At 57.7% G+C, this 18819-nt stretch carries 10 protein-coding genes and 8 pseudogenes; 10 read left to right on the top strand and 8 right to left on the bottom strand.

Annotated features, from left to right (window positions below; translation table 11 throughout):
• Positions 1-52: 52 nt before the first annotated feature.
• The 7 genes and pseudogenes from NKH41_RS19970 (at position 53) to NKH41_RS20005 (ending at position 6497) form a co-directional block, all read left to right on the top strand.
• On the top strand, positions 53-940 hold the full coding sequence (locus tag NKH41_RS19970) for a universal stress protein (protein ID WP_352933470.1): 888 nt from the start codon (positions 53-55) through the stop codon (positions 938-940).
• 1355 nt (positions 941-2295) lie between these two features.
• Entirely contained in the window at positions 2296-3465 is a 1170-nt protein-coding gene (locus NKH41_RS19975) for a TlpA disulfide reductase family protein (RefSeq protein WP_352933473.1), read from the top strand.
• 336 nt (positions 3466-3801) lie between these two features.
• Positions 3802-4266 (top strand): annotated as a pseudogene (locus NKH41_RS19985) (DUF269 domain-containing protein).
• A gap of 25 nt (positions 4267-4291) precedes the next feature.
• A complete protein-coding gene (locus tag NKH41_RS19990; protein ID WP_352933476.1) occupies positions 4292-4495 on the top strand; it encodes a CCE_0567 family metalloprotein in 204 nt (67 codons plus the stop codon).
• A complete protein-coding gene (gene fdxB, locus NKH41_RS19995) occupies positions 4492-4809 on the top strand; it encodes a ferredoxin III, nif-specific (RefSeq protein ID WP_352933479.1) in 318 nt (105 codons plus the stop codon). The genes NKH41_RS19990 and fdxB overlap by 4 nt, the downstream gene beginning before the upstream one ends.
• Positions 4781-5158 carry an exopolysaccharide production repressor protein gene (locus NKH41_RS20000; protein ID WP_352933482.1) on the top strand — a complete coding sequence of 126 codons (378 nt, stop codon included), beginning with the start codon at positions 4781-4783 and terminating at the stop codon, positions 5156-5158. Before fdxB ends, NKH41_RS20000 begins: the two co-directional genes overlap by 29 nt.
• A gap of 339 nt (positions 5159-5497) precedes the next feature.
• Positions 5498-6497 (top strand): annotated as a pseudogene (locus tag NKH41_RS20005) (1-aminocyclopropane-1-carboxylate deaminase).
• A 136-nt stretch (positions 6498-6633) separates the two neighbouring features.
• On the opposite strand, the pseudogene gmd reads toward NKH41_RS20005, so the two are convergent.
• Positions 6634-7681, bottom strand: a pseudogene (gene gmd, locus NKH41_RS20010) (GDP-mannose 4,6-dehydratase).
• 306 nt (positions 7682-7987) lie between these two features.
• Between gmd and NKH41_RS20015 the strand changes: the two are divergent.
• A pseudogene (locus tag NKH41_RS20015) lies at positions 7988-8445 on the top strand (transposase); the annotation flags it as partial.
• Between the two features lie 318 nt (positions 8446-8763).
• On the opposite strand, the pseudogene NKH41_RS20020 reads toward NKH41_RS20015, so the two are convergent.
• Positions 8764-9890 (bottom strand): annotated as a pseudogene (locus NKH41_RS20020) (IS110 family RNA-guided transposase).
• A gap of 100 nt (positions 9891-9990) precedes the next feature.
• Between NKH41_RS20020 and NKH41_RS20025 the strand changes: the two are divergent.
• Positions 9991-10194, top strand: a pseudogene (locus NKH41_RS20025) (transposase); the annotation flags it as partial.
• A gap of 173 nt (positions 10195-10367) precedes the next feature.
• Here the strand turns inward: NKH41_RS20025 and NKH41_RS20030 are convergent.
• The gene (locus tag NKH41_RS20030) at positions 10368-11330 is read right to left on the bottom strand and encodes an ornithine cyclodeaminase family protein (RefSeq protein ID WP_352933485.1); all 963 of its coding nucleotides are present in this window, start codon (positions 11328-11330) and stop codon (positions 10368-10370) included.
• Between the two features lie 125 nt (positions 11331-11455).
• Positions 11456-12415: a hypothetical protein gene (locus NKH41_RS20035; RefSeq protein WP_352933488.1), complete on the bottom strand. Its 960-nt coding sequence runs from the start codon at positions 12413-12415 to the stop codon at positions 11456-11458.
• Positions 12416-13045: 630 nt separating this feature from the next.
• On the opposite strand from NKH41_RS20035, the pseudogene NKH41_RS20040 reads away from it, so the two are divergent.
• Positions 13046-13319 (top strand): annotated as a pseudogene (locus NKH41_RS20040) (IS21 family transposase); the annotation flags it as partial.
• Positions 13320-14539: 1220 nt separating this feature from the next.
• On the opposite strand, the gene NKH41_RS20050 reads toward NKH41_RS20040, so the two are convergent.
• From NKH41_RS20050 to NKH41_RS20065, 4 genes and pseudogenes are all read right to left on the bottom strand, one after another.
• Complete coding sequence (locus tag NKH41_RS20050; RefSeq protein ID WP_352933491.1) at positions 14540-15382, bottom strand: 2OG-Fe(II)-dependent halogenase WelO5 family protein; 843 nt, start codon at positions 15380-15382, stop codon at positions 14540-14542.
• The gene (ectB, locus tag NKH41_RS20055) at positions 15372-16631 is read right to left on the bottom strand and encodes a diaminobutyrate--2-oxoglutarate transaminase (RefSeq protein ID WP_352933494.1); all 1260 of its coding nucleotides are present in this window, start codon (positions 16629-16631) and stop codon (positions 15372-15374) included. Before ectB ends, NKH41_RS20050 begins: the two co-directional genes overlap by 11 nt.
• A 409-nt stretch (positions 16632-17040) precedes the next feature.
• Positions 17041-18054, bottom strand: a complete 1014-nt coding sequence (locus tag NKH41_RS20060; protein WP_352933496.1) for an ATP-grasp domain-containing protein — start codon at positions 18052-18054, stop codon at positions 17041-17043.
• A gap of 382 nt (positions 18055-18436) precedes the next feature.
• Positions 18437-18670: pseudogene (locus NKH41_RS20065) on the bottom strand (IS91 family transposase); the annotation flags it as partial.
• Between the last annotated feature and the right edge of the window lie 149 nt (positions 18671-18819).

Here is an 18819-nt window from a genome sequence, read left to right on the forward strand (position 1 = left end):
GCGGCTTCGAAACGCGCCGGCAGGTACGACATATTCAGAAAGAAGCAGTCAAATGGCTTTCAGAAGCGTACTCAGTGTGACCGGAGCTGAGCACTCCGATCAGGATGTCAGAACAGCTGCCAGCTTGTGTGCCGAAGTCGGCGCGTATCTTTCAGTACTGGTGATTTCGCCTCCGCCGCTCGTTATGCCGTCTCCGCTGCTCGGCGATGGCATCCCCGAGTGGCCTAGACAACGCGCACAGGCCATCGCCAGACTGGACAAACGGTTTAGGCAGATCGAGAGATTTTCACAGGACATAGCCAGCCTGGAAAAAGCATCCAGGGAAATTCACAAACTGCTGAGAGCCACGTGGCGGTGCTATGATGTCGATATTGCCAACTGCGATCAGGCCAGTGTCGGTGACGCGGTGCGACAGCGGGCGCTCTGCAACGACCTGACAATCGTCGGCCCCGCACTTCTCAACGACATTAACCTCGGACCCCTTGTTATCAACGGCAGCCTATTCGATACCGGAAAGCCGGTGCTTGTCGTGCCGGAGGGCGCTGAGGCGACTCTGTCGCCACGGCGCGTGCTGGTCGGCTGGGATTCGCGAGCCGAGGCGTCCCGCGCGGTTCGGGAAGCGCTGGATCTGCTATCCGCCGCTGAGGAAGTTCGTGTCGCCCTCGTCGATCCTGAGACGACCTGGACCGGAAGCGGCGCCGAGCCGGGAGCCGACATCGCTGCCTATCTCACTCGGCACGGTGCTCGGGTGTCGGTTGACCTGCTGGCGAGTGCCGGCAAACCGGTGGCCACGGTACTCGCGCAGCACGCAATCGACACGTCTGCCGACATGATAGTCATGGGCGCTTACGGCAGCCGCCGGCTGCGCGAGCGGCTCTTCGGTGGCGTGACGAGATGGATAATTGGGAAGCCGCCATTGCCGCTGTTTCTGGCTCGCTGACAGGCTTTGAAGTAGCACCGATGCTGTTCGAAACTCTACCCCCTGGGCACCCATCCCGATGGCAAGTCAGAGGAGGTCGCGGCAAACGTGTAAGCTTCGCGAAGCTTCTCGGAGCCAATCTGCACGCGCCGCCCGAGAACATCCGCGCACGCTCTAACGCGCGCGCGGCGATGGTTCTGCTCGCCCGAGTTGGTGCGTGATGCTGAGACCAACGGCCGGGCAGAGGTATGGGCAATCCGCACTGCAGCCACGATCACGGCGCAGGAAGGCGTCAGGTCAAAGAGAGTCGTTCAGCGCGGCAGGCCGATTTCGGACCCGTAGCGGCATCGTATGCGCGCTATCACGATCTCCTCATTACTGGCCGGGAGGCTTAACAACGCAACGACCATGCCGTGGCCGACGCCCTCAACTTCGAGTGGGAACGGTCGGGCTCCTGCCGCGGTCGGCGAGAATCGATCGCATAAATCACGTTGCCATGGTCTGGAATGGCAGGCGGGTTAGGGGTGAGGACGGAGCATCTTCAGCGTTTTCAGTCGGTCCGGCCCAACCCGCCTGGCTACCGAGTGGCCTTTGGCCGGTCATTCCGACAACGCTCACATTCGCATCTGGCGGTCCCTGTAGGGCCTGTGAACAGGAACACAGAACGACAAAAGCAGGAATCCGGGAGAGTTCACCGCGCCGGCACATGCCGGCACTCATCCAAGGCCCTCTTCGCCACGATCATCATCGTCAATCTGGCGAAGACGGTACTCGCGACCCGCAGCCGGACATGACCGGCTTCGTCGTGAAGAACTCCTGCGTCGCCAGCCAGGAATTCAATCGCAAAGCGGAAGAGGTAGGGCGGAGGCGATGCTCGGATGGAGCGGCCCCCTGCAATCGCAATGGCGTTCCGCTACCACCTGAGCTACCGAAACGGCAAGAAGCTCAAGCAAGGCTTGAGGCGGACGATGATGACGAGCCTGGCGGTAGCCGACGCAGTCATAATGTCCATCTGCTCGTCCCTCAGCCCGAATATATGTCGAGTCGTCCGTGGCCACGCTTCTCTGGCGACGCGAAGCGCGTGATGCGTGTCCAAGACCTGACAGTGGCAGAAACATGTCGCGTCCAATACAACCGGCTATCTTGGGCCACCCCGAAACTTTTTTAAAATGTAATCAAGTGTTTAGTGCGCGCTGAGCGCGTTGGCACGGCCTTTGCGAATTGAGATTCAGCAACACTGAGTGAAGGCTGACTGCACGCAGATGCGCAAGACGAGCGATGCTCTCCATTCCTTGAACCCTCGTGCCCCGTCTCAAACGGGGAACAAGCTCGCGCATAAGGTCACGCAACCTTTGGCAACAGCTTTGGAGAGCAACATGGTATTGCAGATGGGGTCACCGGCTCCTCCGATCAACGTGGACACTTGGCTGCGTGGCGAGCCCCTGACGAACTTCCAACCAGGCAAAGTGTATATCGTCGAATTTTGGGCAACGTGGTGCGAACTATGCATGGCGGAGATGCTCGATCTGATGCGGATCCAGGAAAAATACAAGGACGGCGGACTTGAGGTCGTCGGCGTCGCGGCTAATGAAGACGCTCCAACGACCGTTGAGGCTCGCACCAAGTTGGACGCGTGGTTGACCGAAAAGTGCTCGCATCTGAGCTATCGGATCGCGTTCGACCACACAGGTGAAATGAACAAGCTTTGGATGAAACCCAGCTTTTCTGTTGGGATTCCGACCTCGTTCGTGGTCGACCGAGACGGCCACATCGCCCTTATCGGTCATCCCAGCCAACTCGATGAGGTTTTGCCGAAAGTGCTCAACGGCAGCTGGCGCATCAGCGATAAAGCTAAAGCCGCCGATACGGAGCGGATCGCCACAAGCGAACTCATGGCGCGCGAACGAGCGTTGAAGCAGCCGATCGATGACAGATTCTGGGCCGCGGTGAAGTTAGAAGATTGGAAGACGGCGCTCTGGGCGATCGAAGAGGGCATCGCCTTGATGCCCGACGACATCAATTTCCGCCTGGCTCATGCGCATCTGTTGCTTCACAAAATTCAAGACATGTGGACCGGCTTGCCCGCGATGCGCCAATTGGTTCGCGACGCGATCGACAAAAACTCCGAGGACTGGATGGTTTCGGCGCTAGACCAACTTTTCCATCCGGCGAATGACCATTCGCGCCTTCCCCCTGCTGAGCGCTTCGCGATCGGCAAGGAGCTGTCCGAACACATCCTGGCGCTGAATCCCCCGCAAGGCGACAGCCCTAAGTTCCGGTCCTATCCCGCCGTCGCCCGGTACTATCACGAGAACGGCAACAATGATCGCGCGATCGAGTTGGTCGAACTGGCACTGAGGTCGCTGGACGGTCCGGAGCCTATCCCGGCCGAATTGAAAGAGCAGCATCTGCCGGATTTGCTGCAGACCCTCGCCAAGTACAGGGGTGCGAAGGCTTGTTGCGGCGCTCTCTTTGCGGCTCCGCAAAACAATTTCCCGAAGGTGCCAAAGCACGGTCGGCCGAGGAGAAAACATAGAAAGGGATGATTGGTTGAAAATATCTTACTGGCCAATTCGTCCATTTCCCTGGCGTGGCCGCAGCAAGGAGGGTCCATGCAGCACTTGGTCGATCGTTTGCAGCAGGATCGAGGCTCGAATGTTCATGACCTTCGGCCGCATTGCGGCGGAAGTGGTGTTCGACGCGAATTCGCGTGGAGGACTTCGCAGTCGAGGAGGTGTTTAAGGTCGGCCACGGGGACATCAATTGCGTGGAATCGGCCGCCCCGAGCCGGGCGTCGGCTGCGCAAGTGTGCCCGAAGTAGGCGTCCCCGAAAACAGACATCGTGCTTCGAGGAAGAGGACTGAAATTGAGGAGAAGGCGAAATGTCTGATACCGCGATCAGCCCTGCCGAGGACGAGGCGGCGCTTGCCACGCCTTTTGTCAGATGCCTCGTGCGGCTGATCCGTGCTCAAGACTCCTACGGCTCGTGCGAAGGCAAATCGGACACCACGCTGCTGGCGGACTTCATCGTCACCAGGAAACAGCGCCCTGCGATGTCTGTCATCGACGATCCCGATCCTGACGTGCTGTGGAGGCTCGACATGTTCTAAACCGCCGTCGGGCTCGCGACCCGAGGAGCGCTCAGGCCTGATCATCGGCAATGATGGAGATGAAATTCACGAGGACTTGGGGCCGCATGCTTTCCACGGCCGGGCAGTTGGTCGTTCTGGCAAGACGTTCATCGGTTCGGCTTCGAGACGCTCCGGAAACTCGCTGAGGCCGGTGCGAAACTGATCGACGATGCGATCGCAGCCACTGAAGCCGGTCCCGGTGTGGCGCCGGCGTGATGAAACCGATTTCGAGGAAGGGTTTATGTCAAAGCTAGATGAAACGGGGAAGAAAGTCCGAAAGCTTCAGCTGCGCGCAGCAGTCGCCAAGATGAAATTGCGCGACCTTGCAGAGGATCTCCCGGGAAAATGGACGGAGATAGAGGACGTTGCCAAGGAAACGTCCGCCGTTTTTGCCGAGTTGGATGGTGCCAAGAGAGAGCTCGCTGCAATGAAGAAGTTAGGATGAGGAGCACATTCACCACCCGCGACGGCTCCGGATGGATGCCGGAATATCTCACCGCTATGGACGGCACGACCTGCATCGGCTGCGGCCGCTGTTTCAAAGTCTGCTCGCGCGAGGTCATGCATCTTTACGGCGTCGATGACGCGGGTGAAATCCTCGGCGCCTGCGACGACGAGGATGACGATTTCGATGGCGAGCTCAATCGCATGATCATGGTCGTCGATCATGCCGGCCGCTGCATTGGCTGCGGAGCCTGCGCCCGCGTCTGCCCGAAGAACTGCCAGACCCATGTTGCGGCCGACCAGGTCGCCGAATGATCTGACAAGACAAACCAGGAGAGCGGCGTTGCCCTTTAGAATTTTTTGTCACGTCCTGGGGCTGGTCCTGTGCAGCACCGCACTGACTGTCTACTTCGCTTCTCATTCCATCGGCGCAGTAGTCGTCACGACGCTGACTTCTTCGCTGCTCCTTCAGCTGGCGTATTTCGCAAGCGTGCTCTTTCTGATCTGGCGGTCTAGCTGCGCTGGCAGAGCTGGCCAAAGGGCTGAGCATTTGGACAGTTGCAAGGACCTTGGATCCCAGCAGCCAGACCATGATGAGGTGACGAGTGAATCTGCAGATTTGCTCCAAAGTCAAATACTAGCCATATCGCTGCTGCTCCCTTGAGGCGCGGCCGTGACAAGATCAGAGCTCGAATTCCCGCCACTTTCGAAACCAAGGGCATTGGGCTGATCGTTCAAGAACAGGTATGCTTGACTTGGACGGAGGTGACCGCATCCCGGGACGTCTAATGGCGCGAGATGCAGCTCTTGGGTTCCGCAGGCATAATAGCCGTCGCAGCAGGCCGGCATGCGGGCTGCTTCGTCTCGATGACAACCGAGGCGCTGGAAATAATGATGGGGCCCTGCTGCAACGTCCGACAACGCAGCTGGCTTCAAATTAAAAAAGCCATGCAATGACCGGTGCATAGCTGGTCAGCTTCGATCACCTGTTGCTGGAGAAAACATGCTGAAAAAGTTCGAACGCTATCCGCTCACCTTTGGACCCACGGCCATCGAGAAGCTCGACCGCCTCGGCAAGCATTTGGGGGGCAAGGTGGAAAAAATCTACGCCAAACGCGAGGACTGCAACTCCGGTCTCGCGTTCGGCGGAAACAAGCTGCGCAAGCTCGAATACATCATCCCCGACGCGATCGCGTCAGATGCCGATACGCTCGTCACCATCGGGGGTGTCCAGTCCAACCATACGCGCATGGTCGCCGCGGCCGCCGCCAAGATCGGCATGAAATGTCTCCTGGTTCAGGAGAGCTGGTACCACACGAGGATGCCATTTACGACCGGGTCGGCAATATTCTCCTGAGCCGCATTATGGGAGCAGAGGTGCGGCTGGTCGACGAGGGCTTCGACATCGGCATCAGCCGCAGTTGGGAAAAAGCGCTCTATGAGGTCAAGGCGAGGGGTGGCAGACCCTATTGCGATACCAGCCGGGCATCTGTTCACCCGAATGGCGGCCTGGGCTATGTGGGGTTGGCGGAGGAGGTGCGCGCCGAGGAGAAACAGCTTGGGTTTGCCTTCGACTACATTGTCGTTTGCACGGTCACCGGTTCAACGCCTGCTGGGATGCTCGTCGGATTCGCCGAGGACGGTCGACAGCGCAACGTGATCGGTATCGATGCCTCTGCCACCCCCGCAAAGACCAAGGCGCAGGTGCTAAGCATTGCCCAACATACAGCGATGCTCGTCGAGCTCGAAACGGAACTCGTCGAGGATGACGTGGTGTTGCTCGAGGAGTACGCGCACCCGAGTTATGGGATTCCGTCGGAGGGAACGAAGGAGCGATCCGCCTGTGGTCGCGTCTCGAGGGTATGATTACCGATCCCGTCTACGAGGGCAAATCGATCCTCGTCCAGAAAGGCTTCTTTCCAGAGGGATCGAGAGTCCTCTACGCGCATCTCGGCGGCGCGCCGGCGATCAACGGTTACAGCTACACCTTCCGCAATGGCTGACGCTCGACAGATTGAGATTGCGCTGTCCTGCCGTGCCGGCGACGCGCTCAAAGTTCGTTTGAGAGTCCGCTCGGCAAAAAGAGGAAGCTGGCCGTTGACTGCTGCCAAGGCGAAGATTGGGCCGAGTTCATTCGCATTACGCGCGGCAGTCGGCCTCGACCATTTCCGAAACGAGCTCATCGAAAGTGGTCTTCGGCTTCCAATCGAGCTTGGTGGCCGCCTTCGAGGCATCGCCGATTAGCAGGTCAACCTCGGTCGGGCGGAAATAACGCTTGTCTATCCGGATCAGCGCCTGGTACTCCTCCGTTCTCGGCCCACCTCGTCGACGCCTTCGCCTTCCCAGACGATCTCCTTGCCGAACCGCCTGAAGGCAGCCTCGACAAAGCTGCGGACCGAATGCGTCTCGCCGGTCGCGAGCACAAAATCGTCAGGCTCATGGTGCTGCAGGATCCGCCACATGCCCTCGACATAGTCGCGCGCCGAGCCCCAGTCGCGCTTTGCCTCCAGGTTGCCGAGATAGAGGCAGTCCTGCTTCCCGGCTATAATCGCAGCTACCGCACGCGTCACCTTGCGTGTGATGAAAGTTTCGCCGCGCGTCGGCCCTTCGTGATTGAACAGAATCCCGTTGCTTGCATCGAGCCCGTATGCCTCGCGGTAGTTCACGGTGATCCAGTAGGCGTAGAGCTTCGCCACCGCGTAGGGCGAGCGTGGATAAACGGAGTAGTCTCCTCCTGTGGGACGCCCTGGACCGAACCGAAGAGTTCGGACGTGGAGGCTTGGTAAAAACCGCGTTTTTTCCTCGAGGCGGAGAATGCGGATTGCTTCCAGCAGCCGCAGCGTGCCGAGCGCATCGGCATTGGCCGTATATTCGGGGTCTCGAAAGAGACTTGCACGTGGCTTTGCGCAGCGAGATTGTAGATTTCGTCGGCCTGCGTGTCCTGCAGGAGACGGATCAGGTTTGTCGCATCCGTCATGTCCCCGTAGTGCAGGACCATGTCGGGACGGTCCTCATGCGAGTCTTGATAGAGGTGGTCGACACGCTGTGTATTCCCGATCAGCGAGGCCCGCCGCTTCAGGCCATGCACCATGTAGCCCTTCGAAAGCAGCAATTCGGCAAGCAACGCGCCGCCCTGGCCTGTATTAAATGCCGTACGCCGGGGTGAACTCATTGCTGATATTTCCATGGATGAAGCGTTTTTGACAGGAGTTGTCAGTCGCACGTGCAAATGACTCCTGTGTGCTACAAGCGGGATGCAATCTGAGCGGATTCCATCGAGTGTGGCGTGCCGTTGGCATCAGATCTAGAAGGACGTCGCCTTCATCTTCCGTAGGACTTGGAGCGCTCCTGTGGACGTCGCCTCCCGAGCGGCGTTTTTCATGTCCTGCGTTGTTCTATCGGCATGCAGAGCAAAATGACGGCCGTGAGGTTTCGAAGTGCATCTGTGCAGCAGATGAGCTGCCGCACAAGCCCGACCTCCATTGTGTGGCGGATCCGGGCCGACAGCCATTATTGCAGTCCGCCGGTCATCGACTGGTGCCGCGCCAACGATATCGACTTCATCCTCGGCCTGGCGCCCACCGTGACCTTGCGCAAGCATGTCGCGGAGCTGGAAGTCAGCACGCTGGCGCGTTTTGAAGCGCCGGCGAAGACGGACAAGGTCCGCAGGTTCAAGGAATTCTTTGACGGCGCCGGCAGCTGGAGCCGTGTCGAGCGCATCATCGCCCGGATCGAGGTCGGCGCCCAAGGTGCCGACGCCCGCTTCATCGTCACCAACCTTGCCGGTGTCAAGGCCAAGGCGCTCTACGAGGATGTCTACTGCCGGCGCGGCGCTGCCGAGAACCACATCAAGTTTTGGAAGACGCATCTCGCCGCCGACCGCACCTCCTGCACAAGAGCGACGGCCAACCAGTTCCGGTTGTCCTGCATGCCGGCGCCTACTGGCTTATATGAGGAAGGGTCAAGGCGGAACGGGTGTGTCAGGGCAACATTTTTTCACTTCCTCGGTTCGGTTGTGCCGATCCATGGTCTGAGCCCGATTGCGTGACGCGGCTCGTTTATCCGAGCCAGATCCAACTTATATACGGTCGCTGTTCGAGACAGCGGCACCAACATCCCGCTCGCGGCGGACAAGGGCTCAGGAGGACGAGACCATCCTAATGTACGGGCCTGTTGAGGCCATACCAGTAGTCGATTCGTCCCACCTGGAACCGCCAAGACTTCTGATCGGGTCCTGGAAGATTGCAGAAATTCAGTTCGGCTAACGCGTCAGGCGGTCTTCATGGCCGCACCCTCGATGACGACGCCGGCATTGAGGTATTTCCACAGCGCGACGAGCAACTTGCGGGTGAGCGCGACGATCGTCGTCTTCTTGAGACGGCCGCCGTTGCGTTTTACCCGATCCTCGAACCACAAGGTGAGCGCCGATCGCGGTTGATGGCGCCGCCACAGCCAGGCGAGCTGGATCAGCGTCGTTCGCAGCCTTGGATTGCCCGATTTCGATACCCCTTAGTCATGATCGACCGCGCCGCTCTGCCAGGGTGTCGGCGCGAGGCCCGCATAGGCGGCAACCTGTCGTCGGTTGTCGAAGTGACGCGACAGCCAACAGGATGGCGAACTCCGGCCCGATGCCTTTTAGATTGAGCAGCATCGCCGGTGCCGGCGAGACGACCTACGCGGCAGCGAGCATGGCATCGCGCGCAGCCTCAACCGCCTTGATCTGTTCCAGCAGCAATTCGAGCCGATCAAGTTTCCGGCTGATCTGCATCTTCAGATGTGCAGGCAGCGGTCGGCCGTCGCCGGTCTTAAGCGCTTCCAGTCGCTTGCGCCGGTCGCGATGCATTGGCTCGTAGCCGGACACGCCTGGGCGAACAGCAGGCCTTTGATCCGGTTAACGTGGTGCACGCGCTCGTTCGTCAAGGCCTTGCGCTCACGCGTGATGCGGCGACGGTCCTCCCCTTCGGGCGTCGGCACCCGGAGCATCGCACACACCCGTGGGTCGCCTCGCTTGTAGGCCAGCAACGCCCGGACCAGCGCCTCACCGTCGATCTTGTCGGTCTTTGCGCGGCGGCGCCGGCGCGAAGTCGCAATCGACGCCGGATCGACGACGTGACTTTCGATCCCTTCGGCCTCCAAAACGCGATGGATCCAGAAGCCATCCCGGCCTCCTGGATCACGATGATCGGAAAGCACTGCCCGGTCCGCGCCTCTGCCTTCTTCTTGAGCTCGGCAAAGCGCGCCAGCAGTCCGGCGACGTGGTCGGCCACCACCGAATGCTTCGACATCTTCTCGCCGCCACCCGGCGACAGCGAGGTGATCAACCATTTCGAGCGGCTCAGTTCCAATGAGACGAAGATTGCGCCAAGATCGGTACGGATAGGGTCAGCACTTCGGATTGGTGAGCTGCAACGGGCATGCTTGCCTCCAGCGTAAGGTGTTGATTCAGCAACCTCACTTTGCCACAGCGCAGGTCGCTATCCAGCCTGCTCATAGGATCTTACGTGGGGCCTGCGCGCCGCGATGCCGAAACGCTCGAGCTTCGCAGTCGCCCAATTCGACACGCTGCGACTGCGCCTCATCAAGATCGCCGCGCGCGTGGTCGAGATGAAAACCCAAATTCGCCTGCACCTGCCGACATCCTGTCCCAACCAGCGCATCCTGCGCATCGTCCTCGACCGCATTCCGCGGCTCGTGACGTAGCCGACGGGCGCCAACGCCCCGAAACGAACCCGCCGACCGCAACCAGCAAACCCCCCCGCTTTCCATCACGACGGATCACCGCCGGCGCCCAACCAGCTTGTCAAAAAGAACCGAAACGGCGACCAGATCACCACCTCAGGCTGCCAAACGTTCAGCGCCGTGCATAAACCCGGCTAGTAGGATACGACCGTTCCTAGGCCGTGCTGCTCTGCGATGTCGAGTATAGCAGAACCTATAGCGACATCATGGATCGCGAGGCCAAGATTGAACACTGCAATGCGATCAGCGATGCGAACTCTGCCGGCGATCCGTCCTGCGATGATGTCGCTTACAGATCCACGAACTCGCGAAATATCATTATACGGAGATCCTGTAGCGATAATATAATTCTTGAATTGCCCAACGTCGTCAGCCAACAACAGATCAGAAGCCGTTGTTATATCCTGCGACCATCCTAGGACATGGACGGGCATAGCCAAGCTGCCCTTTTTTACCCATCCGAACTGAAATGCAACGTCTTCCAATCGACTTGTTGCAGTCACGACAACGTCAGCGACGCGGATCGCGGCCTCTGCCTCCTTCACGTGAATTATTGTTGCTTTAGAATAGGTTTGTTCAGTCAACCGGGTTACAGCATTCTCATTGATATCCACGATATGAAATTCGGCAGTAGGGTGAATCAACGACAACATCTCCACGTGGTAAAGGCCCTGAAGACCAGCGCCAATTATAGCTATTCTGTTCACGTGAGGCGGCGACAAATACTTGCTTGTAATGGCCGACGCTGCTGCTGTGCGAATCGCTGTCAGGTAAGCAGCATCCATCACACAGACTGGCAGGCCGGTGTCCGGATCATTTAACACCAAAAGACCTGTGATGTTCGGCAGGCCAACTTTAGGATTGCTGGAGTAACAGGCAATCCATTTAAGGCCGGCTCGGCGTTGCCTGGGAAGCCAGCCAGCCATCGCATGGATGTGTGAGTCGCGCCCCGGGTGGATTCCGATCTTGGGCGGGTTCTCGAATGCGCCGTCGCCATGGTCACGAAGCGTCCCTTCGACGATGTCTAATGCTGAAGTGAATGGCAAATTCGTCTGTGCCACATCATTTCGACTCAACCATCGTATAGGCGTCGTCATATAACCTCCTCTCTTACCGTTGAGACCGGCACTGGAAGAACAGTCCGGCGCTTGGTTCGGAATGTCGATAGCTGGAATAAGGCTACGCGTATCTCTTCGGCGAATTGGCGTGTGCTGCTGCAGGGCTAAGTGACCTTTAGCGGAGAGTAGATTTGCGTCTTTTGAAGTCTTTCCTTTATGTCAGATAACAAGACTGGCAGCTTCGGAGCCAATGCGATATTGTTTTTTTCGATGTACCGGAGAAATTCTTTGTCGTACATTGTCACATAATTGAGCTTGCTGCTTGCTGCTTCCGACAGCACCGGGATTGACGACAGATCCAGTATGACGCGCGGCTCTAGCCGCAGAAGGGCGTCCTGAAGAGTGGCCTCGTATTCATCGTTGACATCGGCAGTTCCGATAACAACGATGGATCGTGGTTCGCGTGCGTAGCCTATCTCTGCCGGGCGCATGAGCGCGAGTTCCATGTCGATCGAACGGCGGAGGCGTCTGCGAAGGTTCTTAGGGTTCCGCGTTACGACCACCGTGGAGCGGAATTGCTTTCCGACACCACTCCTGATCAGCCCGCGGCCCAACATACCCGCCCCGATGATGTAAAGGCGGTCGGGTAGCTCTTCATTCGCAAATCGATCAGCTACGATGTCTCGAACGATCTGATCGTAGTCGAACGTCGCGACGAACCGCTGCCGTTCGCGCGCCGCGCGACCCATAGCAATTGCCGACCGTGCGATCTGGAAAATCGGAAAGTTTGGGTCAACAGGTTCGATAGCCTTCTCGAGTTGATCGCTGATGTAACTCTCGCCGAGGATTTGGGAATGAGCGGCCGATGCAATCTCGGCGAGACGTTGAGCTATCGCGGGCGCGCCTTCAATACGTCCGTGTGCGAGGTTAGAAAATATGGCGCTGGTTACGTTTTTTAGAGCGGGCTCTTCACCATAGATCTCGATTCGAGCACAGGTAGCGACCAGCAGAACGCCCTTTCTTTTCAGGTCGGTCGCGAGTGGTTTAACCTTCGAAGAGCGCTGCGCTATTGCAACGGGCTCGACCATCCGATGATCACTATAAAGGCCAAGGAGCTCGTTCATCTTTCTCTCCTGATGTTGACGGGACGGAAGATCAGGCAGCAGACGCCAAATTTCCGAACCTTCTTTGCCCTGCGATGAAGGACGGTGTCCCGCGCCTTCGAGTTGGGGATCGGGCGGGGGCTTCGGGGTCGCAGCTGAGGGTCGTCCGCCCGAGGAGGTGCTGATTGGCCGATACCTCCTTCCCACAGAGTGCGGCCCTGACGTGTTTCTTTCCTTTGGGCGCGTGAATAGATGTCACCCCCGCTGGCTACTCCTGCCCAGCAACGGAGTTCCAAAAACCGTGCCAACTGAGCAGAAACAGCTCAAAAGCCAGTTTTCTGCATCAGACGACAAATTAGACAGGCGTGCAGCAGGGCCCGGACCGAACACCACTGCGTCATAAACTCGACTAAACCGACACTTTGTCGGTTTGGCCGCTTCTTCTCAGGATTGAGGGTGCGTATTTCAGGCGATCGGGAGCACGGATTTCACCGCATCGTGAGACAGATTTCACGGGGTCATGAGCAACGATTCCAGACAATCGTGAGCAGCGAGTTCAGGTGATCGTGAGCACCTTTCGGAGGTGCGGGATGCTTAGGCCGACAACCCCAACCGATCTACAGGATGCCTCGTTCAAAACGAGGAAGCCTGATGCCAACCGAGAGATTGTCGATGCGCCGGATCAGAGAAATTTTACGTCTATGGCACGTCCAGGGCCTGACCGAACGCGTCATCGCGCGCACGCTTGGGGTGAACAATGGCGCGTGCATGGTTATCTGCAGCGCGCCCGTCTTGCCGGGCTGAGCTGGCCTCTGCCTGAAGGGATGGATGACGAAGGCCTCGAGCTTCTGCTCTTCCGGGCGCTGAAGGCGGCGTCGCAAAGTCCCCGGCGCCGGTGCCCAATTGGAGCTATGTCGAGAAGGAGTCGGTCAAAATCGCTGAACAGCAGGCATCGGCGATGATCTTGAAGACGCGCTCTCTTCTGGTCCGGCAACAAACGCAGGCGATCAATGCGCGGCGTGCCCATCTGTCGGAACGGGGATCGTCACCGGTGTCGGCATCGCCAAAGTTGCGGCGCTGGTCGAAATGTGCGTGACGAAACTGACGAACGGCTACCCCGCGCCGCGCAATTCGCCTTGACGCAACTCGGTCCGCTGAACTCCGTTGAACAGTTGGCCGTGCAGGCCGTCCATCGGATTCGCCGTCGCTTGGTATCGGATCGGGTCAAACTGGTGAACCGAAAGAATGGGAGGATCGTCTGGTCGATGCTCTCGGGTAATGCTGCCTATCACCGGACCTGTCGGTGAAAACACCCTGACAGTCCCTGGAGAGCGAGAAGGAGGTCCTACCTCGGCAATTGCAGCAAAATGGCAGGAGATGGCGAAACGGGCATCCCGTCGCTTCCAGAACCTGGTGTGTGAACCGGCACGGCTTCGGCCGATGTCTGGGGGCCGTTAAGGTGGAAGCGGGCGAAAACCTATCGAGGCTCGCGGCGCTGAGCATCGATCCGCATGAAGAAGCCGGATATACGTCAGCAGTTGTGACCGTCAACCGGATTCAGCCAACCTGTTGCAGTCGGGCGGGGTCCATATACGTTCAACATGTGTCGCGGTTCAAAGCGCTATGGGCCAAGTTCCTCATGGGAGCGCCACGACGACAGGGGCGATCCGTCGAGCAACATAAAATAGTCAAGAGGGCCTGAAGGCGCTGGCGAAGCACACGGAGGCAGGTAGACGCCCGATCGATATGCGAAGTATCCGCCGGTTCGTCCATCGAGGTTGTTCTGTTGCTTTTGCCTTGCTCAACATCATGTCGCGATGAGTCTTCGGCTCCGCACCGGGAACAATGGAGCGCTGCGAACTGTCAACATTCAGGAAACCTCCAGCAACAACGGTCTGTGGCTGAATCTGCGAGTGGAGAAAAGAACTTCCTTATATCACCTGCGCAATAGGCAGTGACGCGGACTGATAATTAGCGATCGTTTCGGAGACCGGCAGCATGGTGAACCCCGCCAGGGGCTCCATAATACCGGTCTTTGGATTAGCCCGAGGGCTGTGACGCGGTGACTGACAAGGACCTCCCCGCTGCGACGGATGTGACACTTCACTGTCGCGGAGGTCGGGTCAGTCGCCGAGACATCCAACTTCAGGTCCACCAGAGAACAAGATCCGGCCGTGCAAACCCAAAAAAGCTGTTCAGCACCAGGCGACGCTTTCCGTCGCCTGGTTGACCGGTGACGCCATGAACGAAACCGCCGTCAATTAGGGCGATATCCCCGGCCTTGAGCTGGAAGTCGCGACAAGGAACGGCCTCGAGATACGCTGCCGAATAGGGATAGCCAGTGGTCTCCACACCCTGCGACTTTCGGTCCGCGACTGTAGGCTTATGGCTCCAGAGCCGCAGATTGCCACCTTCCTCGGCCATGCTCGGATAGAAATTGAGTGCGGCGACGGTGTTGTTGGCCACCGCAGAAAGCTCGTAATCGTTCCCAGCACATGCCACTTGAGCGACATCGTCGTGGGGCTCCAAGGAAAACGTACCACTGCCAGTCCAACTGAGAGCGCGACAAATATTAGCCCGACCGTGTTCCGAACGGGCCAGCCGCAACTCAATGCCCTGGTCGTGCAGCTCGCGCTTCAACGCGTTGAACAATCCGCGGACTGGATCAACCAAATTGCTAAAAAGGGCATCGACGAACGGTCGCGCAGTTTCCGCCTCTGCGAAATATGTGACTGCATCCTTCCTATAGTGTGACGCTCCGACATATTGTCCGGGGACGCCATCTCTACGCTCTTTGAGACCTGGACTGCCAACAAAGTTCGCGGTGATCTCCTCGGCTATTTCGGCACTGAAAGCTTGCTTGACGTGCAGAGCGGTGATCTCACCTTTCAGGACTGAGACGATTTCCGCAGTGCTGATTGAGCCGGTTCGTTCTCTGATCGTAGGAGGCGAGATAGCAGGTGCCTGAGATGCTTGGTTAGTGCGCATTGGCTTGCTCCTTTAGTGCGTGATCTAGGATGGCGATGCCGTGTTCGAGATCGTCATCGGTGATTGTTATTGGTGGGAGGACTTTGATAACGTCGCGATTGGGCCCTGAAGATTCGATCAGCAGGCCATTTTCGAAGGCCACATCGTGCACACGGCCGACAACAGCCTGTGATCGACACTTGAGACCGGCCATCAGACCGCGGCCGCGCTTTTGTTCGATGCAATTTGGAAATTTCGCAACGAGGTGATCGAGGTGTCTTTGCAGTTTGGCGGCGGTCCGCTCGACGCCAGCTGTAAACTGCCCGTCGGACCACATTTTGCACATGGCCCGTGCAGTCACAAAGGCGAGGTTGTTGCCTCTGAAAGTCCCGCTATGTTCTCCCGGTTTCCATATGTCTATTTCGGGGCGAATGAGAACAATCGAGAAGGGACTACCTGAACCGCTTAGGGACTTTGACAGGCACACGATGTCGGGCTCCAATTTCGCGAACTCGAACGAGAAAAAATCGCCCGTTCGACCCGAACCTGCCTGAATGTCATCAACGATCAAAAGAACGTCGTGCTTACGGCAAATGCGCTGAATTTCTATGAGCCAAGCAGCAGATGCAGTGTTCAAGCCGCCTTCTGCCTGAATGGTCTCCAGAATGATGGCGGCCGGCTTTTCTATGCCGCTCCCTGGGTCGCCCAAAACGAAGTCGATGTAGCTTGCTGAATCGAAAGCTTTGTTTGGATATCCGTCGTAAGGGACACGGATCACATCGTGGCGAGCAACGCCGCCCAGTTCCCTGGTTGACGCCGACCCCGACATTGCGAGAGAGCCGAGCGACATCCCATGAAACGCGTTTGTGAAGGCCATTACGCTCGAGCGGCCGGTATATTTTCGCGCGAGGGCCAGCGCCGCCTCGTTTGCGTTTGTGCCGGTCGGCCCAGGAAATTGTATTTTGTAGGAAAGGCCTCTAGGCTTCAGGATCGAATCCACAAACACTTCAATGAATTCACGCTTTGCCACCGTATACATATCGAGCGATAGAAGAATGTTCTCGCCAACCAGGTATTCGATTGCTGGTGCAATAATATCTGGGTTGTTGTGTCCGTAGTTGAGCGCGCCGGATCCTACAAGGAAATCGATAAAAGGCTTACCGGCCTCGTCCCAGACTGTCGCCCCAAGGGCCTTCGTAAAGACCGTGGGAAAAGACAGCCCATAGCGACGAACATTAGATTCATAATCTGTAAAAATGCCGGTATTCATTTTAGGGTCCCTCCGCAGGTAGCGTTCAACGAGAGAACGCTTGAATGCGTTTAGTTGGTTGGCGGTTGTTCTTTGGTTTCAAAAGAAGGCCAGAACAGTCCGGACGGTGGTTTTGCAAAGAATCTGCTGGCCATGCCGACATGCTCGCTAAAGTTTCCGCCATACAATGGAGGCCCGACTTGCGCGGCAGCTCATCTGCTACGCAGATGCATTTGGAATCCTCCACGGCCGTCGCGTTGCTCTGCATTCCGATACCTCTCGTTTTATCCGTTGATACGAGCTTCGTTTAGAGTGCTGGTCGTCTCTCCTTGATGTTTGGCGCTGGCTCCGGTCATGACGCCGTTCACACCCTCATTGTGAGGGACGACCGCCGCCACCAAAACGCCTCGGTCGCCGGCGCGAGGGCCCGTTACCTCATGGAATCATCAGAACAATGCTTCTTGAACCGAGCAATGATTAGCTTCGCAACCTGGTCCGAGCGGTCCACCCCAGAAACCACTTTCGCGTCGTATAGACCCCCGGGGAAATCAAGATCGAATTCAATCACGTAGGGATAAGCCATATCTATGGCACCGAAGTTGATCCCATGTGCCATCAGCTTTCGGCCAATCAACTCAGCAAGCTCTATCTCATTGGAATTCAGATCGACTGGAATTGCCGTCCCTCCTTGTGTCATATTTGATCGGTGATCATCTGCTGCGCCTTGCCGACCATGCCAAGCAACGACTTTCCCACAAGTAAAGATGATGCGCTTTTCGCCTTGGGCGACCTCCGGGATAAACTTCTGAAGAATTGCATACTGAGCTTTGAAGCCACCTAGCGCGCCATAATCCATCGTGCTTTGCGCGACAGTGTTTCCGGTAAGGCATTGGAGAATTGCTCGAACGTTTGGTCCGTGTTGAGGAAGTAAGAAGACGTTTTCTCCGCATCCGGAATTTGGCGGTTTGGCCACCCACCATTGATCTCGGGCCTGCTGATAGCGCTCCCAGAGCGACGTAAAATCATTCGATACATATGAAAATGCTCGGTTCTCTTTTGGGACGAGATAGCCCATTGCATGTTTGCTGTTTAGAAACATCAGCCCTTCAATACTGTTAACGAAGGGCGTCTGTTGGGAAGCTAACCACAGCATTCGCCAAACATCTCGGTACACGCAAGCTTGGGGCGAACCTAGGACCCAGATCAGCTGGCATTCGTCAAGAAAATATGTCTCTCGAGTCCCAGGTGCCATGGCGCCAGGAGAGTACGGCTCGGCATTCTCTGGCAGGAGCACTCCTCGTGTGAAATAGCGGTAGTCGTCTGCCGCAATAGCATTGATCTCCCCGAGAATTACTCGCCAGCCGAAGCGACGGAACGCGCAGGTGAGAAGTGCATCATTGTCACCTAAGCAATCGAGACTGTTGACAAGTATGAGCAATTTCATTACGTCCTCCTAAATAGATAGCCAAAAGGCGATTAGCTGCACGTCAGCGCTTCGATCACGTCGAGAGAGTTACGTCGACATCAGCGCCTATTCGCGACGATCTGCCCGTCGCTGTGAGATTCGGATCCAATGACAGCATCACCCAGTCTTGCAGCATCCTAAGAGCAACCGCCGTGCCAGCCTTGTCCGTGGTCTGTAAGCTACTGATTGCACTTTCGAAAAGGCGGTATCCGGCGACTCACGTGATGTGTATTGAACCTGACAACATAGCTGGCGTTGTCGGAAGAGGGACAACGACTGCAAGCGAAAGTCGCTTGCGTAAGCGCCCACCCTGCCGACACCGGCCAAGCCTCGGTCGCCTCAACTTCAACAGCTGCCGCGACAGATATTGCCCCCAGCTGCCAATCGCTGACCGCGCAATGGCTGGAGGATCGCCCAAGTGCTTAGGATCGGCGGTGGTGCGAAGCGTCTCGGCGGTGGCGCGAAGCGTCTCGGCGATGTTGCGGAAGAGCAGGCCGGAGACGAGCGCCTTGATCTGATAGGTGCTGGCGGCAAAGTCGCCTGGCAGCGTGAAGACGATGTCAAAGTACTGTGTGTTGAGAGGCTCGGCGCGACGCTGCACGGTCGAAAGCGACGCGCCGTGCTGCAGGCGATAGGCATCGCCATTGCCGCGGATGATGTGTAAGCGTCACGAGCACCGCACGACTGTCCTTGCTTGACAGAGGCAGGATTCAGATGCGGGCCGCTTTGACCCGCTTGGGCATG

The sequence above is a fragment of the Mesorhizobium sp. M1169 genome, assembly GCF_040318345.1.
Taxonomy (GTDB): domain Bacteria; phylum Pseudomonadota; class Alphaproteobacteria; order Rhizobiales; family Rhizobiaceae; genus Mesorhizobium.